The organism is Rhodococcus sp. GXMU-t2271 (assembly GCF_041414735.1).
Lineage (GTDB): Bacteria > Actinomycetota > Actinomycetes > Mycobacteriales > Mycobacteriaceae > Rhodococcus > Rhodococcus indonesiensis.
Window position 1 is genome coordinate 181307 of record NZ_JAUIZP010000029.1, and the last position, 18136, is coordinate 199442.

An 18136-nucleotide genomic window follows, 5' to 3' on the forward strand; every position below is an offset into this window, starting at 1 on the left:
GCGCCAGCCGTACTCGTCGCAGTTGCCGTAGGTGGGCCCGACGTCGGCGGCCACCGGTCCCGACGCGCCACAATGGCATCTGAAGAATCCGGGCGGAGCGGAACTATGTGAAAAACCGAATATCAAGTCGTCCCGATACCAGTCCGGCTCCCACAGCCCAGAGACAAGACCAGCCCGACGCACCGGAGCAGAGGTGGACACGCCGACTCCCCGCACTGAACGGGGAGCGCCCGCACCCCTACGCGAACTCGAGCGCCCCCTCCACCGGCGCCGGCACCCGCCGCGTGCCCGGCGACCCCAGGGCGGCGGCCAGATCGGAGCCGTCGTGCTCGGCGAGCAACCCGCCCTCCGACCACACCAGCAGCGTCGCCCCGACCGTGTGCTCGGCCACCGAATGCGCCAGATCGTAGTGCGCGCACGCCGGCACCCCGGCATAGGTGATCCACAGGTCGTAGCCGGTCATGAACAGATCCAGATCGAACTGCACACTCAACCCCAGCAACTCCGCACGCCCGTTGTCGTCCACCCCGGCGAACGCCTCGTCCAACGCCAGCAACCGCGGCGCCTGCGGATCCGCCGAATCCAGCATCACGTGCGCCGCCGCGAACAACGGCAGATGCAGCGACACCGACTGCTCACCCCCCGACAACGCCGAATGCCGCGCCACCGTCAACCGATCCTCCGCGCCGTCCGCCCCGATCAACCCGAACGAGAACACCCGCCACCGCCGGTAGTCCAGCGTCGTCGCCAGGATCTCCGGATACGACCGCTCCGGATGCGCCGCCCGCTCCGCCCGGATCCGCGCCGCGAAATGCGCCCGCACCCGCGCCAGCTCCTCCGGCCCCAGCGCCGACACCTCCCGATCCAGCAACCGGCACACCGCCCGCGCCTGATCGTCGAGATGATCGGCCAGCACCCACCGCACGCCCACCGTCGTCCCCGACGACATGCGCCGCTGCCGCATCTCCGCCCCCATCCGGGCGATCAGCTCCCGGGCGTCCTCGGTGCGCTCGTGGATCTGCTGCGCCAGGCCCGCCAACAACGCATCCTCGAGGATGCGCCGCTCCGCGTCGGTCAACAGCAGCTCCTGCTCCCGCCGCGCCGCCCCGATCCGCACCGCGAACTCCGCCACCGACGAGAACCCCTGCTCGTCCTGCACCCGCACCACCGTCAACCCCTCCGGCGCATCCCACTGCAGCCGATAGTCCTGACCGGCCGCCGCGAGCTGACCGTCGAACTCCTGCAACGCCGCCGTCAACGCCGACCGAGCCGCCTTGCGGGCTCCGTCCCCGCCCTTGACCGTCGCCGTCGCCGCCGACAACGCCGCGTACAGCGCCCCCACCGCCGCGGGCACCGCAGGCACATCCCCGTCCGCCCGGGCGAGCCGAGCCTGCTCCGTCGCCGGCCACTCCACTGCCGCCGACGGCCACCGCAGCTCCTCCGAGATCCCCAGCAGCGCCAGCACATCCGGCCGCGCATACGGCGCCAGCTGCGCCGCATCAACCCGCGTCTCGGTCAACGCCGACCGCAGCGCCTGCTCCGCCGCGGCGTGTGCCGCCTCCGCCTTCCCGAGCTGCTCGACCGCGTCGTCGTGCGCGCGGCGCGCGGCGCGTTGCTCCGCCCGCGCCGCCTCGATCCGTTCGCGGGCCTGCGCGAGTTGCACGTCGATCTGCTGCGTGTCGGCGCCCAACGCCTCACGCAGTGTCGCCAGCCGCTGCTGCTGTTGCCGCAGCGACTCCTCGGCCGTGACCGCCCGTTCGGCGGCCGCACCGGCCGCCGCCCGGGTGTCCTCGCGCCGCACCTGCGCCTCCCGTGCCCGCTCGGCCGCCGCGACCTGCTCGCGCCGGGTGCGCAACACCGCCTGGCCCTGCGACTCGAAGAACCGGATCGCCGCCGCCAGCTGCTCGAGCTCGCGGGTCGTGTGCGGCGCCCGGTGCCGGGCCGCCACCGACCGCACCTGCCGCTCCTTCACGGAGCATTCGGCGATCACCTGATCGAGGTCCCGGTCGGCCGCGGCCGCCGCCTCCCCGGCGGTGCGCAGCGCCCCCGCGCACTCGCTGACCTTCCGCAACGCCGCGAGCACCGCGCCGGTGCGCGGCACCGCCGACGCGGCCCGATCCAGCCGCGCCAGCCGTTCGCCGACCGCCACCCGCGCCGACTCCGCGTCCGCCGCCCGCGCCCGCCCCGCGGCGATCTCCGCGTCGAGCTCGGACGATCGTAGGTGCCGGCGACGGGCCCGCGCGGTCGCCCCGATGTACTCGGCCTGCGCCTTGGTGTGCCGACCCAGCTGCACCCCCTGGCGGTAGCCGCCGCGCTCGTCGACGCCCGGGCCGGTCTCGTCCGTCACCGCATCCGGCACCGCGACGGACGCCAGCACCTCCCGCACCCGCTCGGCCGGCACCCCGGTGTCCGGTTCCACGACCAGCACGTCGGCCAGCGTCCGGCCCGCGGGTCGCTGCGCCGGCGGCGCCGGCACCAGCACCGCGGCCCCCGCGGGCGCGTCCTCCGCTGCGCCGCACACCCAGCCCGTCAACAGGTTCGCCGCCTCCAGCGCAGCCTCGAGTCCCGCGGCCGCCTCGGCGCTGACCGCGTCCGCGAACCGCACCAGCCGCCACAGCGGCGCACCCGACGTGCCGGTAGGTGTGGTCGACGCAGGGAACGCCGGGGGAGCGTCGTCGCGCTCGGCCTCGATCATGTCCCGCTCGGCCTGCAGCAGCGCGATCCGCTCCTGCTCGTCTGTGATCTCCGCGTCCAGGCCGCGGCGGCGGAACCGCAACTCCTCGACCATCGGCGCCGTGTGCTCGGCCAGCACCGCCGCCGGCGTCGCCGCCTCGTCGCCACCGGCCGCCGCGATCGCCGCCACCAGCGCCTCGAACAGCTCCTCCGGTCCGTCGACTGCCGACCACGCATCCCGATGACCGGTCCACCACTCCCGCAACAGGTTCGACGCCTCCGCGCGGGCCGCATCCACCGCCGCGTCCGCCGCGTCCACCGCCACCCGGGCCGACTCGAGCTGCGCGCGGGCGCGCTCGGCCGCCGCTTCCGCCCGCACCCGCGCCGCCGACGCCCCTTCGGCGGCCGCCACCGCGGTCCGCACCGCTCGCACATCCGCGGCACGTTCCTCCGCGCACGCGGCGACCCTCGCTGCGATCTGCTCACCGCGGGTGTCCTCGGCCGGCACCGTCCACTCGATGCCCGCATCGCGCGCCGCCGCGGCAAGCGCGTCCTCGGCGCGGTGCGCGGCGCCCGCCGCGTCCACGGCCGTCTCCGCGGCCCGTCGCGCTTCCTCCTCGCGTTGCGCCAGCTCCGCCTGCGCGCGCTGCGCCTGCTCTGCCTGCCCGGCCGTGGTGCGCTCGAGATCCGCCACCACCTGCGCCAGATCGTCGAGTTGCTGCTTGCCCTCGTACGCGCTCGACCGCTGCAGCGCCTCGAGCGTCGCGCGGGTCTGCTCGAGGTCCCGCTCGGCGACCTCGAGCCGCTCGAGGGTCAGCGCCCGCTCCGCACCGGCCCGATCGAACGCCGCCACCGACGCCGTCCACTCCGAGGTGCCGGCGTCGACCGCCGCCAGCCGGGCCCCGAGCCGGTCGACGTCGGCGCGAGCCTGCTGACCCAGGTAGGTCGTATACACCGCGACGAACCGCTGCGCCGCGTCGTCCGCCGCCGCCAACGATTCCAGCGTGCGGGAAACCTCCTCCATGTCGGCGAACGACCGCGCCGCCTCGAGCACCAGCTGCTCGTCGAGCGGCCGCAACCCGTCGGTCAGCGCCTGCGACAGCCCCTTCGGATCCAGATTCTTGGCCAGCTGCGGCCGGCGCAGCGTCAGGATCAGGTTGATCAGCTGCTCGTAACGCTCGATCCCGAGCCCGAACAACCGCGCGTCGATCGCCGCCCGGTAGTCCACCGGCCGGTCCGTGACCGCATCGGCACCGACCTCCTCGATCAGCTGCCGCCGCGTCAGCGGACGATCGGCCTCGTCCAGCAGCGAGAAGTCCACACCCACCCGGCCGTCGACGACGAAGTACCACCGCATGACCTTGTCGTTGCCGCGCGCTGCGCGCATCCCGACCCCCACGGTCACCGCTTCCGGATCGTCCCGGCGCCCGCGACAGAACTCCATCCACACATACGAATACGCACTGTCCTGCCCCTGATACAGCAGGTTGGACCGCATCGTGCGCTCCTCGCCGGCGAACGGGTTCAGCCGTCGCGGCTCGATGCGTCCGTCGAAGACGAACGGGAACAGCACCTCGAGCGCCTTGGTCTTGCCCGACCCGTTGGGTCCCCGCAGCACCAGCCGACCGTCCGCGAACGAGAACTCCTGATCCCGGTAGTCCCACAGGTTGATGATCCCGGCACGTGTGGGCCGGAAACGGGCACTGCTCACGACATCTCCGCTTCGTTCGAATCCTCGCCGGCCAGTGCGAGACGCGGGTCGCGTTCGCGCACCGTCACCACCACCCCCCGGAACCGGGCCAGCGCCGGCAACGCCAGCACCCCGCCGGGCACCCGGGCCACCAGCCGTTGCCGCTCCAACACCGTCAGCGCCGCCTCGAGCAGGCCGGCCGGATCGGCCTGCCATTGCGCGGCGAAGGTACGGCCGAACTCGTCGGCCAGCTTCGCCGCCGTCTCCGCCAGCCAACTGTCCTCGACCAGCGGATGCGTCGGCGCCGGCTGCGGCGCCGGCGGCGCCTCCGCCGGAGCCGCGTCACCCGCCAGGGACGCGAACACCCCGGCCGCCGGGATCGCGGCGTCCAATCCCGCCTCGAGCTCCGCCTCCGGGTCCGCCGGCCTCGGCCACCGCACCGGTTCCGACCCCGGCTCCGACACCCGCGCGCAGATCTCCCCGGCCAGCAACAACGCCACCTGCGGAACCGTCCCCACCCCCGGAAAACGCAGATCCGACATCCGCCCCGACGAGTCCACCAGCGCGACGCCCTCCGCGCGGCGCTCGGCCACCAGCCCCGTCAACAGCTCGATCCCCGCGGTCGTGCGCGGCAGCGCCAGCTGCAGCCGCTCCTCGTCGTCGAGTTCCTCGGCATACACCACCGGCCGCTGCACCAGCGCCCGGCGCACCCGCCGCGCCACCTCCGCGGTGCCCACGCTCCGGCCGCCGTCGCGGCGGTCACCGGCGGCGAGCAGGCCCCGCACCGAGTGCAGGTGCTGCAGCGCGCGCGGCGGCCGGAACAGCGCCGCCACCACGGGCCGGTCGATGTCGTAGAGGGCCTCACCCCGGTCCGGGTCCGACACCCAGCCGCCGGCGTCGCCGTCCGCCAGCGCGATCGCCCCTCGCGCCGCCAGCCACGCCACCGCGTCGACGAACGCGTCCCGGTCCGTCGCCCGCTCGGGAGCCAGTTCGACCCCGGGCACCTGCCCGGCCTCGGACGCGACCTGCTCGGCCAGCTCCGACAGGGTGATCTGCCCACCCGCGCGTCCCAGCGCCGCCAGCGCCAGCGCCAGATATGCGTACCGGCGACGGTCGAAGGGCCGGTCGGTCACCGAGCGCGCGCCGCCCCCCGGATCGAGCCGGTCGGCGACGGTGAACAACCGTGCGGTCGTCTCGGTCACCTCGAGCCGGTACCCGAACAACTCGAGCAGGTCCTCGCGCAGCTCCGTCGCCCACCGGCGCAGCAGCGGCAGCGCGGCCCGGTCGGGGTACCGGGTGGTCACCAGGTGGTGCGACAGGATCAGCCGCGCCGCCCGCTGGTACGAATCCCGGTCGAGCGGCGAGATCCGCCGGGCTCTCACTGCACGCTCACCCGCAATCCGTCCAGATGCAGCCGGCCCCGCGCCGTCCGGACCACCGTGCCCTCCGGGGCCGGGCTCAGCGTCAGCCGCACCCCGTTCTGGGTGCCGGTCGCACCCGGCACGGTGCCGCTGACCGGAACCCGCGCCGACAGCGCCGCGTCGAGCAGACCCAACAGCACCTCGGTCTCCGGCTCGGACAACTCCCGCTCGTCCACGCCGCCCGCCGCGAGGGAGCGTGCCGCCTCGGCCCGCGCCCGCTGCGTCGCCAACTGCCGTTCTCGCAACCGCCGGATCCCGGATTCGTTGCGCTGCACCCGCGCCGGTGCTCCCGCCGACGGGGTGCGCCCGGTTTCGGCCAGCGTCCGGGCGATCGGCACGGGTGGCGCGTCCCACCACGACGTCGTCACCGGGACCGTCTCCGGGTCGGGATGCACGACGGAGAAGTGCCGCGGGCGGCCCAGGTCGAACACCGCGTCGAACAGCGCGTGCGCCGACTGCTCGTCCGGCGCGGCCGCGAACCAGCCGGCCAGGTGCCGCAGTTGCGACTCCCGGCTCACCCCGCCACGGCGGGTCTCCGTCAATCGCCGCAGCAGTGCCAGCACCGCGGCGATCGCGCTCATCGTGCCCTCCCGTAGCCGCTCCGACTCGCTCGGCACGTCGGCGGCGCCGACGAACCACCGTTCGAGGCCGTGCCACCGGGCCCGCCAGTCCGCGTGCCGCTCGGGCACGGGCATCAGCACCCGCTCGTCGTGCGCGGCGGCGAACCCCAGCATGCGGTCGATCCCGGTCTCTCGCACCCGCGCCAGCGCCGCCGCGAGTTTGGGTCCGTAGCGGGCCAGGTCGGTGCTGAACTCCCGCATGTGGGCCAGCACCGCATCCTTGTGCGCCAGGAACGATTCGGGTGTGACCTCGGTGGTGCGTACCAGGTCGCCGAGCATCAGGTAGAACCCCGCGGCCCGCTCGGCCATGTCCGACAACGTCGTGTCCAGTCGCGACAGTTTGCGGTAGACGAGCTCGCCGTCCCCGGCGTCGTTCGCCGCCGCCAGCTCGGTCAGGTCGGCCAGCAGATCCGCCAGCGCGAGACGGGACAGCGACGCGTCCTCGCCGCGCGCGCTCAGCACCTCCTCCACGGCGCGGAAGGCGTGGTAGCCGGCGCGGCCGAACTGATACACGTAGTGCCGGTTGCGGTACTCGGCCAGCGACGCCGCCCGGGTGCCGTCGTAGCTGCGTTCGAGCACCCCCCAGGCGTGCAGCTGCTCGAGCAGGGGCGCCACGTCCTGCGCGGACAGTGCCGCCGCCGGATCCGTCGAGCCGGTCCGCTCGAGTATCGCCGCGACCTCGGCGGCGTGCAGCAGCACGACGTAGTTGGCCCGAGCGATATCGAAAGCCCGCAGTACCCAGAGGTATTCGGCCCGCTTCTCGGCCGTGGCGAACGAGAACAACCGAAGCCGGTCGTCGGGCACTCCGGACCCCGGTTCGGTGTGCCCGACGGGCGGCTGCGTTTCGTTCACCGTGACAGGGTAGGCGGGGACGGCTCCCGGGCTGCGCAACCCCCGGTGCCGTGCCTGCCACACCGGCGACAGGGGAGGGGAGACCGGCCGACGACAGTCGCCGGTGACCGTGGTCGGCCGGAGGGAGCAGGCGGCCGGATGCCGACGATGCTGCCTGTCGGCGCCGGGTCCCGCAGGATTTTCTGGAATCGTTCAGATTTTCGACGGTTGTTGCCGGAATGCCGGGTCAGCGCTTGTCGTCCGGCGTCCGGGGCGGGTCCTCGCCCTGGCGGTCGGTCCCGGCCGCGCGTGCCGCGTCCAGCTCGGTGCGCAGGCGATCGCGCTCGCTGCGGAGCGGGGCGACCTCGGCACGGAGCTCGGCGATCTCGGCGCGGAGCTGGGTGATCTCGGCGCGCAACTCGTCGCCGCGGTCCCGGGCCGCGGATTCGGCGGCCTGGGTTGCCGCCGCGGTGACGCGCGCCTGTTCCAGCGCGCCGCGCAGGTCCTCCACCCGGGTGCGCTCGGTGGTGAGTTCGGCGTCGAGTCGGGCCAGCGCCGCGGCGGCGGCCGCTGCCTCCTTCTCGGCAGCGGCTCGGGTGCGGGTCAGATCCTCGCGCAGGGTCTCGAGTTCCGGTTCGAGCCGGGCGAGCTGTTGTTGCCGTTCGGCGAGGGTGGAGCGGTAGCCGGCGACCTCCTCCGCGTGCGCCTTGTCGGTGGCGTCGATCCGTTCCTGCCAGCTGCGCAGGGTGTCGGCATGCTCCTCGGCGGCATGTGTCAGCTCGGTCCGGTGCGCGGTTTCGAGTTCCGCGACCTGGGTCTCGTGCGCTGCGCGGGCGTCCGCGAGTTCCCGGTCGACGGCCTCGACGGCTGCCTCCGCGTTGTCCCGGTCCTCGGTGGCCTGGGCGAGTTGCTCCCGTAGACGGGCGATGCGAGCGTCCGCGTCGGCCTTCACCTTGGCCAGCTCGGTGCTCGCGCGGTTCATCTGCGCTTCCAGGGCGTCCGCGTCGGTGAGCTTGTCGACCGCGGCCGTGATCTGCGCCGCGACCGCGCCGTACTGCTCGAGTGATGTCGCGGCCAGCGTGCGCAGCGCGGAGACCGCCGAGGTGAGGTTCGCGGCGGCCTCGGCCGGGCCCGGGGGAGTGCTCAGCGCCGCGAGCGTCGCCGCCTCCTTCTTCTGCCGTTCCCGTTCCCGATAGGCACGCACCCGGTCGGCGGCCGACGCGTACTTGCGCGGCCTGCCGGGTCGTGGGCGCTCGTCGGGCACGGATTCGCCGGTATTCGACTCGTTCATCGGTCCTCGTCTCGGTGGGGTCGGTGCGTTGCTGTGAGCAGAGCTTCGGGGGAAGCACCCGAAGCCGGTCGCTCAGAATCGGTGACGAACGGAAACAAAGAGTTATCCGAACTCAACCCGTGCCTACTCCCGCGACGCTCAGGACACACCCCGAACACTTCCAACGGGGGGCATCCGGCGATGCGCGACACCCTTCGAACGTTACTAGAAATGAAACAAAATACGAAACGTATTGTTATTAAATTAAAGGGCAGTGAGTCGGTCCAGGTGAACTGACCAGATGCCGGGGAGATACGGGAATCGTTACCGAGGCAACGCCTGAGCCTGTTGTTTGAGACGCATATATGCGCGTGTATTAATGTCCGAGGGCTGATCGTCATAATTTCCGCTTATAGTGAGTCAGGCGCCCGCGGGTGGGTGAAAAGTGGGAGGTGCCGTGCCGGGGTTCGGCGGCGGTCCTCGAGTACCCCGGGGGTGGGGCGCGCGGGGGTGACTCGCTACGAATCACACTGGTGCGAAACAAGTTTCGTGGACGGTCGGGCGCGAAAGTGCGCTCGTTCGCCCTGCTTGCCGAACAGGCTGAGGAACTCGACCGGTTCGGCAACGGCGGCGCCGAACCAGTGCGGCACGCGAGTGTCGAACTCGGCCGCCTCCCGGGCGAGAGAACCAGGTCGTGCTCACCCAGGACGAGCCGTAGCCGCCCGTTGAGGACGTAGATCCACTCGTACCCCTCGTGGGTCCGGGGTGGCGGCGGTGGAGACAATCGACGACCACCTCGCGGGGGCACGGCGGCGTGGGGATCGGACGATCGCCCGGGAGGCACTGGTGGTGGCGCCGCGGATGGTGGTGCGCGCCGATTTCCTCGCGCCGCTCGGAGTGCGGCCGACGGAGCATCCCGCCGGGGTGGGACAGCACCTTCCGGCGGACGCGACCGGCCGCACCGACGTCCCCGGCGTCTGGGTTGCCGGCAACGTCACCGATCCCGCCGCCCAGGTGGGTGCGGCCGCGGCGGCAGGCGCGGCCGTCGCCGCCCGCATCAACGCGGACCTGGTCGCCGAGGAGACACGGCAGGCAGTCGACGCCTGGCGTGCCCGAGTTCCGGGCCCGTCGCACACGCCCGTGCGCTGACCGGCGGGCACAGCCGATGCCCCGGTCCGAGCGACGCACGCCGCGCCGGACAGGACGCGCCGGCCGGTGGCACCGACGCGAGGTGCGCGGTCGACGCGTATCCTCCGTTCGCGAAGGGTCGGGCATGAGGAGTGGTGTCACCGTGACGAATCAGTTGCCGGGCAACGATTCCCCCGAGGCACCACTGCCTGCGCCGGTGCTTCCCCCCGGTGTGGAGGAGGCGATGCGCCGCCTCCGCGCCAAGGCCGCCTCGGAGAACACCCGCGCCGCCGTGACCAGCGACTGGAGCAAGTTCGCCCGATGGTGCGACTCCGTCGGTCACGTACCGCTCCCGGCGGCGCCCGACCTCGTGGGCTGGTACCTGACCGAGAAGTCGAGCGAACTGCGACCCGACGGACGCTGGGCGTACGCCCCGTCGACCCTCGCGCGATGGGTCGCGACGATCAACAAGATGCACGCCTTGGCGGGACTGCCGAGGCCGGGACATCACGAGGCGGTGCGGGACGTGGTGCGGGGCATCCGGCGGACCCGTGCGGCGCCGCCGGCCCGCCGCACACCCCTGCTCACCGACGACATCCGGGCGATCGTCGGAGCGATGCGCTCCGCCGCCACCGAGTGGCCGGATCGGGTAGCCGAGCGCCGCGACTCCGCCCTGCTGCTGCTGGGGCTCGCCGGTGCGATGCGTCGGTCGGAGCTGTCCGCACTCACCACGTCCGATGTCGTCGCCCATCGGACCGACGGGTTGTACGTGACGATTCGTCGTTCGAAGGCGGATCGGGACGCGCGCGGACGGACCGTCACGCTCCCGTACGGGCGGGATCCGCAGACCTGCCCGGTGTGCGCCTACCGGCGCTGGCGCGAGGTACTCGACGTGTGGGACGCGGACGGTGGGGTGGCGGTGCGCCAGTTGGTGAGCGACGAGTGTGCCGTCGGCGACGAGCACTGCTGCCGCGGTGTGGCGCCGGGGACGGGGAGTGGGGAACGGCCTCTGTTCCGCACGATCCACCGCACCGGCACCGTCGGCAGCGGCGCCCTGAGCGGGCAGTCGGTGCACTCGATGATCCAGCGTCGGGCGCGGCAGGCGGGGTTCGCGGCCGAGGTGGTCGCCACCCTGGGCGGACACAGCCTGCGCGCCGGGTTCGTCACTCAGGCCGTCCGCAACGGGGCCACGACCCAGACGATCATGACGCAGACGGGGCATGCCGACGAGCGGATGGTGGCGCTCTACAGCCGTCAGCACGCCGGGCTCGTCGGCAACGCCGTCACCGTGCTCGGCCTCTGACCCCGTTCAGGTGCGCCCGACGGGCCGGCGCCACGCGCTCGGGTCGGCGGTGAGCGCCGCGAGCAGGTGTTCGGCGGCGTTCGGATTGCGGAACGGGCCGGCCAGCAGGTCCGCATACACCTGGGACGGTGCCGCGAAGCGCAGTCCGTCGCGCCGCTGCATCCGCTCGAACACCACCGACGACCACGGCGTGGCCACCACGACGTCGGCGCCGCGGTCGATCGGGCGCAGACCCAGGGCCTGGGCGAACGTGTCCGGGTCGTCGGCGTACACCTCGAGGACCTCGGCGCCCGCGTAGTCGGTGGCCCCGAGGCCGGTGATCGCATAGCTCAGGTCGAGCGGTTCGGAAAGGTCGGCCCGCACCGTGCCGATGCCGTCAGGTGCGGCGAATCCCCTTGTGACGCAGGGTTTACGGTCCGCAGCCCACGCGCGCAGCATCTTCTCCCAGTGCACCATCGTGATCGGACCGCGCGGAATGCGGCGGATCAGTTCCCGCTCCCCGAGGACCTCGACGACGCGGTAGGTGGCGCCGGTGGAGGCACCGGAGAGCCGGATCAGCTCCGGTACGGACATCTCCCCGGTGAAGTCCGCGAGCGCCCGGACCACGCGTTCGGACGGTTCACCGGTGAGCACGCCCGACGGCCGGCCGGGCCCGCGCCACGGGTCGGCGTCGGCGCCGCGGTTGCGCACCCACATCGCCGGCCGGGACGCGACGAGCGTGAGATTCCCGGTCGCGTCGGAGTACGAGATGCCGTGCTGATCGAGCTGGCGGCGCACCGGATCGGAGAGGTAGTGGGCGCACACGAATCCGCGGTCGGACTCGGACAGTTCCGCGGCGATGCGCGCGACGTCTCCGCTGAGCACGCCGCGGGACGCAATGACCGCGTACGACACCGACTCGCCGTCGGGCGCGGTCACGAGGATGCGATCGGGGGCCGCGGGGGAGCGGGGGCGGTCGGAGGTGACCGTCCAGCCCAGGGGCAGGCATGCCTCGAGCACGGCGATGGCGCGTCGGTAGATGTCGATGGGCCGCTCCGGGCGGGGGCCCGTCGCGCTGTCGGCCGGTTCTGCGAGCGGTGCGGACGCTGTCATATCCCCACGATAGATAATCGGTACGACACGGAAGCTGGACAATTTACGAATACTTCCTCTGCCGACCCGCAACATCAGGGGAGCGGAGCGCGCACCTAGAAGCCCACAATTAATTCCGCACAATACGGAACTTCATAAAAAGCCGAAACACATGCGGACCAAAACCGACACCAAAACAAAACACAACGACCACCGGGCCGTCCGCCGGACCCGGGGGCTACAGTCCGGAGGTGCCTGCGCCACGTCCGAAGCGTCCGTCTCGCCGTGCTCTGCTGATGTCGCTGGTGGCGGCAGCAATCGCTGTGTACGCCGGTGTACTCGTCCTGTTCGGGGTGAGCACGCACGAACGGCGCGAGTGGCGGCCCGTGGAGGTGGCTGCGGACTCGGTGCTCGTGGTGGTGACGATGAAGTCGCTGCAGCCGACGGTCGACCGGGTCCACGCCGAGGTCACCATCTATCCGGGTGAGTCGTTCCTCGACGCGAACGGGGCCACGCTCGCCGCACCGTTGAGTGTGCTGCTCGTGCCGGCCGTCTCGCAGTCGGAGTTGTTCTTCCCGGCTCATACCGTGCCTGTCGGCTACCCGGTGGAACTGCTGGCGCGGGGGCAGGCGATCCGCTGGCCGTTCGACGTCTTCGACGTCACGCCGGTCGTCGTGGAGGTCGACGTGGGGGAGGGAGCCCAGCGGGAGCCGGTGCCGTCGGATGTGCTGATCGACGGCCGCATCGACGGGTGGTCGATCGACCGTAGAGCTGTCGTGGCAGCACCGGAGCTCGGTTTCCCCGATGGGGTGGACGGCACCGAGGTGGTGTTCGTGCGTACCGGGGGCACTCTGGTGTACGCGGCGATCCTGCTGCTGATGATGGTCGTCCTCGCGGTACTCGCCGCGTTCGTCGCGGTGCAGACGTTCCGGCGGCGCCGCGCCGTCGAAACCGACATGCTCGCCTGGATGGCGGCCATGTTGTTCGCCGTGGTTCCGCTGCGGGGCATCCTGCCGGGTTCGCCGCCGATCGGGTCGTGGGTCGACGTGACGGTGACCATCTGGGTGGTCACCACCCTCGTCGCCGCGCTGACGCTGTACGTGTACTGCTGGTGGCGTGACAGTCACCCGTCGCTCACCCGACGGTGACGACGATCCGGCCGTCGCGCACGTGCGCCGCGTAGGTGTGGACGGGGTCGATGCCGGGCGTGGTGCATCGGCCGGTGTCGAACCTGAACGCGTACTGGTGCAGGGGGCATACGACGAGGTCGTGGTCGATCTGGCCGTCGGCGAGTGGTCCGCGCCGGTGTGGGCACACCGCGTCCAGTGCCCGGACGGTGCCGTCGCCGAGCAGGAACACAGCGATCTGCCGTCCTCCCACGGTGTAGGTACGGCCTTCGCCCGGTGTCAGATCGGTCAGCGTGCCCACCTCGTACTCCCGCGCGGTGGTCCGGCTTTCGGTGGTGGTCATCGGACCGGCACCTGCGGCAGCGGGAGCAGCGGCAGCGCGGGACGGAACTGCGCCGGCGACTTCGGGGCCGTCCGTTCGAGCCAGGGGTCCCGGTATGCCGCGACGGCGGCGCCGATGCGTTCGTCGAGTCCGGTCACGATGTCCTCCTCGTCGCGGACCAGCAGCGCCTGGAGCCGGTCGATGCCGATGCGGGGCACGAAGTCGTAGGTTCGCTCGAGCCATCCGGCGTTCTCGCGGTAGTACTGGATGAACCGGCCGGCCAGGGCGAGGACGTCGTCACCGGACACGGGGCCGGCGAGCAGGTCACCCTTGCGGATGTGGGCGCCGGCGGCGCCGCCGACGTAGATCTCCCAGCGGCCATCGCCGACCGCGACGACACCGAAGTCCTTGCAGAGTGCTTCCGAGCAGTTGCGGGGGCATCCGGCCACGGCGAGTTTCAGTTTGGCGGGAGTCTCGAGTCCCTGGAAGCGTTCCTCGAGGGCGATGCCGAGTGCGGTCGAGTCGCCGAGGCCGAAGCGGCAGAAGTCGCTGCCGACACAGGTCTTGACGGTGCGGAAGCTCTTTCCGTAGGCGTATCCGGAGGGCATGTCCAGGTCGGCCCACACCTTGGGCAGGTCCTCCTTGCGGATGCCGAGCAGGTCGATGCGCTGGCCGCCGGTGACCTTGACCATCGGCACGTCGTACTTGTCGGCGACGTCGGCGATGCGCCGCAGCTGGGCGGGTGTGGTAACCCCGCCCTTCATCTGCGGCACCACGGAGAAGGTGCCGTCGCGCTGGATGTTGGCGTGGACGCGGTCGTTGATGAACAGCGCACCCCGTTCGTCGACCCAGTCCGGACCCCACACGGTGCGCAGCAGAGACGCGAGCGGCATCTTGGCGGTGGCCTCCTCGCGGCCGCCGGGGGCGAGTTCGGCGAAGACCTGGGAGACCGCACGCAGCTCGCGGCGACGGATCTCGGCGATCAGGTCCGGTTTGGTGAGCGGGATGCACGGCACGTACCAGTTCGCGGCGGGGTCCTCGGCGAGGGCGCCGCCGGCGGCGCAGGCGACGATGTCGGCGACCAGGCTCTTGCACGAGCCGCAGCCCTTCCCGGCGCGGGTACGGGCGCACACCTGCGCGAGGGTGCCGGCGCCGGCGCGGACGCAGGCGACGAGGTCGCCCTTGCTGACGCCGTTGCAGTTGCACACCGGGGTTTCGTCCGGCAGGTCGGCGGCGACGTCGGCGCCCTGCGGGTCGCCGAGGTCGAACAGCAGCGCCGCGCGGTCGGCGGGGATCTCGATCCTGCCGTCGAAAGCCTGGGTGAGGGTGGTGGCTCTGCTCACGTCGCCGAGCAGCATGGCGCCGACGAGCCGGTCGTCGCGCACGACGATGCTCTTGTAGACGCCGCTGCGCGGATCGTAGAACTGGACGAACTCGTCGTCTTCGTGTTCGGGTCCCTTGATGCCCATCGCGACGACGTCGATACCGGCGACCTTGAGGGCGGTGCCGGTGCGCGAGCCCTCGTACGCGGCGCGGGGATTCGTGCCGGTGAGGTGTTCGGCGAGGACGACGGCCTGTTCCCAGACGGGTGCGACGAGACCGTACACCTCGCCGCGGTGCTGGGCACATTCGCCGACGGCGTAGATGCTCGATTCTTCTTCGCAGCGCAGCTGGTCGTCGACGACGATGCCGCGTTCGACGACGAGGCCGCCGGCGCGGGCGAATTCGGTGTTGGGGCGGATGCCGGCGGTGACCACGACCATGTCGGTGTCGAGGACGGTGCCGTCGGCGAAGTGCACGGCGGTCACGGCGCCGCGGTCGTCGCGCAGGACGGCGGTGGTGCGGGTGCCGGTGTGCACGGCGATGCCGAGCCGTTCGATTTCGGTGCGCAGTACCCGTCCGCCGCGCTCGTCGAGTTGCTGGTTCATCAGGTGGGTGGGCGAGTGCACCACGGTGACGGTCAAGCCCTGGGTGCGCAGCCCGTAGGCGGCTTCGAGGCCGAGCAGGCCGCCACCGACGACCACGGCCCGGACGTCGTCGTGGGCGTCGGCCATCTGCAGCATGCCGTTGGTGTCGGAGAGGGTGCGGAAGCCGAAGACGCCGCGGCCGAGCCGTCCGTCCGGTTCGCGCAGCCCGTCCATGTTGGGGAAGAAGGTGTTCGATCCGGTCGCGACGACGAGCAGGTCGTAGGGGACCTGCCGGCCGGACTCGCACGTGACGGTCTTGCCGAAGCGGTCGAGACGGGTGGCGCGGTCGCCGGCGTACAGGGTCACGCCGTTCGCGCGGTACCAGCTCATGGGATTGAGGACGAGGTCGTCGTCGACGTCGGCCTGGCCGGCCAGCACGTGGGAGAGCATGATCCGGTTGTAGTTGCCGTACGGCTCGTCACCGATCATGGTGATGTCGAACTGGTCCCGGCCGCCGCGCGCGAGGATCTCCTCGACGGTACGGGCGCCGGCCATGCCGTTGCCGACGACGAGCAGGCGCCGGCGCGGGCCGTGGTGGTGCGACGCGGTTGGGGTCATGCGTCCAGGGTTGCCGGGGGCGGTGACGGCTCGGCGGCACCGGGGTTACGCAGCGGTCAGGAAGTGCTCACTGCCGCTGGGGTGAGGATGTCAGCGGGAGGGGGAGTCGCGGCGCGGCATCGCCAGCGGGGCGACGACGGCGAGCACGAGGGCGGGCACGACGAAGCTCGCGACCGGGGCTGCAGCGTAGAGGGGGGTCAGTGCCAGCGGGGCGACGGCGCCGCCGGAGAACCGGAACGCCTGCACCACCGAGACGGCGCCGCCGCGGTTGCGGCCCGAGGAGCCGAGGACGGCGGCGTTGACCCCGACGAGCACGCACTGGGAGGCGATCCCGGCGACGAACCAGGCGGCCGCGACCAGCCACAGCAGTCCGGCGGTGCCGACGACGACGACGAGACCGGCGCCGGCGAGGGCGCCGAGCAGCACGGTGCGGGCGGCGCCGATGCGGTCGATGAGGGTGCCGACGCGGCGGGCGGTGAGGATGCCGGCGACGCCGAAGCCGGTCAGGAGCAGTCCTCGTTGCGTGGGGGTCAGGCCGAAGACGTCCTCGGCGCGGAAGGCGAGCAGGAAGTTCAATCCGCCGAGGGCTCCCCAACCGAGCAGGGCGACGACCCCGATGCGCACCACGTCGGGGCGCAGCGCGTCGCGCAGCCGTGGCGGTGCCTCCCCGGTGGGCGCGGTCAGCTGCCCGGGCAGGCCGATCACGGCGAGGACGGCGGCGGCCGCGGCGATCACGACGAACGCCCACCGCCAGTCGACCTCGGCGGCCAGCCCCCCGACGAGCGGGGCCGAGGTCTGTCCGGCGGCCTGCATCGCCCCGAACAGGCCCAGGGCGCGGCCCAGTCGTGCCCGCGGGACGAGCGCGGCGAGCGCGGCGAGCAGCAGCGGGGTGGTGAAGGCGTTGGCGACGCCCTGCAGGGCCCGGGATGCGAGCAGCAGGCCGAGGGTGGGGGCGAGCGCGGACGCCAGCGACGCGACGGCGTAGACGATGTACGCGGTGCGGACGGTGCGGACCCGTCCCCACCGGGCCCCGAGGGTGCCGGAGACGAGCATGGTCAACGCGAACGGCCCGAGATAGGCGGTGAGGGTGCTCGCGGCCGCGCCGGCGCTCACGCCGGTGGAGGCGCCGATCTCCGGCAGCATCGACGCCACGACACCGCCGCCGAAGGGTCCGAGGAATCCTCCGGCGTAGAGGGCGGCACGCGGCAGCGAGGCGCGTGCCGCCCTCACTGGGTGAAGCCGCCCGGGCCTCGCCGCCGCAGGTAGCGTTCGAACTCGGCGGCGAGGGCGTCGCCGTCGATCTTGGCGATGACCTCGGAGATGTCCGATTCGGCGTCGCCGCGTTCCTCGAGGGCGCGAACGTATTCGGCGATCTCCTCGTCGTCCTCGGTCATCGCGGTGACGGTCTGTTCCCATTCCTCGGCGAGGACCGGCAGTTCGCCGAGCGGGACCTCGAGGTCGAGGACGTCTTCGACGCGGCGCAGCAGCGCGACGGTGGCCTTGGGGTTGGGGGGTTGCGAGACGTAGTGGGGGACGGCGGCCCAGAACGACACGGCGGGCACGCCGGCGCGGACACACGCGTCCTGCAGGACCCCGGCGATGCCGGTGGGCCCTTCGTACCGCGAGCCTTCCAGGTTGAATCGTTTGGCGGCGTCGGTGCTGTAGGCGGTGCCGGTGACGGGGACGGGCCGGGTGTGGGGGGTGTCGGCGAGCAGGGCGCCGAGGATGACGACGGTGTGCACGCCGATCTCGTCGGCGAGTTCGATGATGGCGTCGCAGAAGCTGCGCCAGCGCATGTTGGGTTCGATGCCGCGCAGCAGCACGACGTCGCGCTCGCTGCCGGGGGGTGAGCACACCGACAGGCGGGTGGCGGGCCATTCGATCTCGCGGGTGACGCCGTCGACGAGCCGCACCATGGGACGGTTGACCTGGTAGTCGTAGTAGTCCTCGGAGTCCAGTTCGGCGAACGGTTCGGCGTCCCAGATGAGCTCGAGGTGTTCGACGGCGCCGCTGGCCGCGTCACCGGCGTCGTTCCACCCTTCGAAGGCGGCGACCAGCACCGGGTCACGCAGGGTCGGCACGTCCGGTTCCGGGGTCTCGGCGAACTCGCTTGCACTCACCTGTCCAGCCTACGGCGAGAGCCGGACGGGCCGCC

At 72.3% G+C, this 18136-nt stretch carries 12 protein-coding genes and 1 pseudogene; 3 read left to right on the forward strand and 10 right to left on the reverse strand.

The features are described from left to right. Nucleotides 1-238: 238 nt before the first annotated feature. The 5 genes and pseudogenes from QYS60_RS12020 to QYS60_RS12040 form a co-directional block, all read right to left on the reverse strand. Nucleotides 239-4384, reverse strand: a complete 4146-nt coding sequence (locus QYS60_RS12020) for a TIGR02680 family protein (protein WP_371383262.1) — start codon at nucleotides 4382-4384, stop codon at nucleotides 239-241. Then, complete coding sequence (locus QYS60_RS12025) at nucleotides 4381-5745, reverse strand: DUF2398 family protein (protein WP_371383263.1); 1365 nt, start codon at nucleotides 5743-5745, stop codon at nucleotides 4381-4383. The genes QYS60_RS12020 and QYS60_RS12025 overlap by 4 nt, the downstream gene beginning before the upstream one ends. Further along, nucleotides 5742-7208, reverse strand: a complete 1467-nt coding sequence (locus QYS60_RS12030) for a TIGR02677 family protein (protein ID WP_371383307.1) — start codon at nucleotides 7206-7208, stop codon at nucleotides 5742-5744. The genes QYS60_RS12025 and QYS60_RS12030 overlap by 4 nt, the downstream gene beginning before the upstream one ends. 274 nt (nucleotides 7209-7482) lie before the next feature. Next, nucleotides 7483-8526 (reverse strand): hypothetical protein, encoded by a 1044-nt coding sequence (locus QYS60_RS12035; protein WP_371383264.1) that lies wholly within the window; start codon nucleotides 8524-8526, stop codon nucleotides 7483-7485. A gap of 497 nt (nucleotides 8527-9023) precedes the next feature. Further along, nucleotides 9024-9277, reverse strand: a pseudogene (locus QYS60_RS12040) (cupin domain-containing protein); the annotation flags it as partial. A 2-nt stretch (nucleotides 9278-9279) separates the two neighbouring features. Here QYS60_RS12040 and QYS60_RS12045 point away from each other — a divergent pair. Together QYS60_RS12045 and QYS60_RS12050 are read left to right on the forward strand one after the other, a co-directional pair. After that, nucleotides 9280-9654, forward strand: coding sequence for a hypothetical protein (locus tag QYS60_RS12045; protein ID WP_371383265.1), 375 nt, complete (start codon nucleotides 9280-9282; stop codon nucleotides 9652-9654). Between the two features lie 223 nt (nucleotides 9655-9877). Then, nucleotides 9878-10936 carry a tyrosine-type recombinase/integrase gene (locus QYS60_RS12050; RefSeq protein WP_289382302.1) on the forward strand — a complete coding sequence of 353 codons (1059 nt, stop codon included), beginning with the start codon at nucleotides 9878-9880 and terminating at the stop codon, nucleotides 10934-10936. 6 nt (nucleotides 10937-10942) lie between these two features. Here the strand turns inward: QYS60_RS12050 and QYS60_RS12055 are convergent, their stop codons facing one another. Continuing rightward, a complete protein-coding gene (locus tag QYS60_RS12055) occupies nucleotides 10943-12028 on the reverse strand; it encodes a hypothetical protein (protein WP_289382298.1) in 1086 nt (361 codons plus the stop codon). A 275-nt stretch (nucleotides 12029-12303) separates the two neighbouring features. On the opposite strand from QYS60_RS12055, the gene QYS60_RS12060 reads away from it, so the two are divergent. Further along, nucleotides 12304-13155, forward strand: coding sequence for a DUF4436 family protein (locus tag QYS60_RS12060; protein ID WP_289382304.1), 852 nt, complete (start codon nucleotides 12304-12306; stop codon nucleotides 13153-13155). On the opposite strand, the gene QYS60_RS12065 is transcribed toward QYS60_RS12060, so the two are convergent. The 4 genes from QYS60_RS12065 to QYS60_RS12080 all read right to left on the reverse strand — a co-directional run bounded on the left by QYS60_RS12065 (nucleotide 13142) and on the right by QYS60_RS12080 (nucleotide 18101). After that, nucleotides 13142-13477 (reverse strand): Rieske (2Fe-2S) protein, encoded by a 336-nt coding sequence (locus QYS60_RS12065; RefSeq protein WP_289382299.1) that lies wholly within the window; start codon nucleotides 13475-13477, stop codon nucleotides 13142-13144. The genes QYS60_RS12060 and QYS60_RS12065 overlap by 14 nt on opposite strands. Next, nucleotides 13474-15981, reverse strand: coding sequence for a nitrite reductase large subunit NirB (gene nirB, locus QYS60_RS12070; protein ID WP_371383266.1), 2508 nt, complete (start codon nucleotides 15979-15981; stop codon nucleotides 13474-13476). Before nirB ends, QYS60_RS12065 begins: the two co-directional genes overlap by 4 nt. A gap of 90 nt (nucleotides 15982-16071) precedes the next feature. Continuing rightward, a complete protein-coding gene (locus QYS60_RS12075; protein WP_371383267.1) occupies nucleotides 16072-17211 on the reverse strand; it encodes an MFS transporter in 1140 nt (379 codons plus the stop codon). After that, on the reverse strand, nucleotides 17208-18101 hold the full coding sequence (locus QYS60_RS12080; RefSeq protein WP_054374821.1) for a PAC2 family protein: 894 nt from the start codon (nucleotides 18099-18101) through the stop codon (nucleotides 17208-17210). The genes QYS60_RS12075 and QYS60_RS12080 overlap by 4 nt, the downstream gene beginning before the upstream one ends. Nucleotides 18102-18136: the final 35 nt, after the last annotated feature.

Bases quoted from the DNA above. Each gene is read 5' to 3' on its own strand.
- QYS60_RS12035 (WP_371383264.1), bottom strand. From the start codon at position 8,526: ATGAACGAGTCGAATACCGGCGAATCCGTGCCCGACGAGCGCCCACGA.
- QYS60_RS12050 (WP_289382302.1), top strand. From the start codon at position 9,878: ATGCGCCGCCTCCGCGCCAAGGCCGCCTCGGAGAACACCCGCGCCGCC.
- QYS60_RS12055 (WP_289382298.1), bottom strand. From the start codon at position 12,028: ATGACAGCGTCCGCACCGCTCGCAGAACCGGCCGACAGCGCGACGGGC.
- QYS60_RS12060 (WP_289382304.1), top strand. From the start codon at position 12,304: ATGTCGCTGGTGGCGGCAGCAATCGCTGTGTACGCCGGTGTACTCGTC.
- QYS60_RS12065 (WP_289382299.1), bottom strand. From the start codon at position 13,477: ATGACCACCACCGAAAGCCGGACCACCGCGCGGGAGTACGAGGTGGGC.
- nirB (WP_371383266.1), bottom strand. From the start codon at position 15,981: ATGACCCCAACCGCGTCGCACCACCACGGCCCGCGCCGGCGCCTGCTC.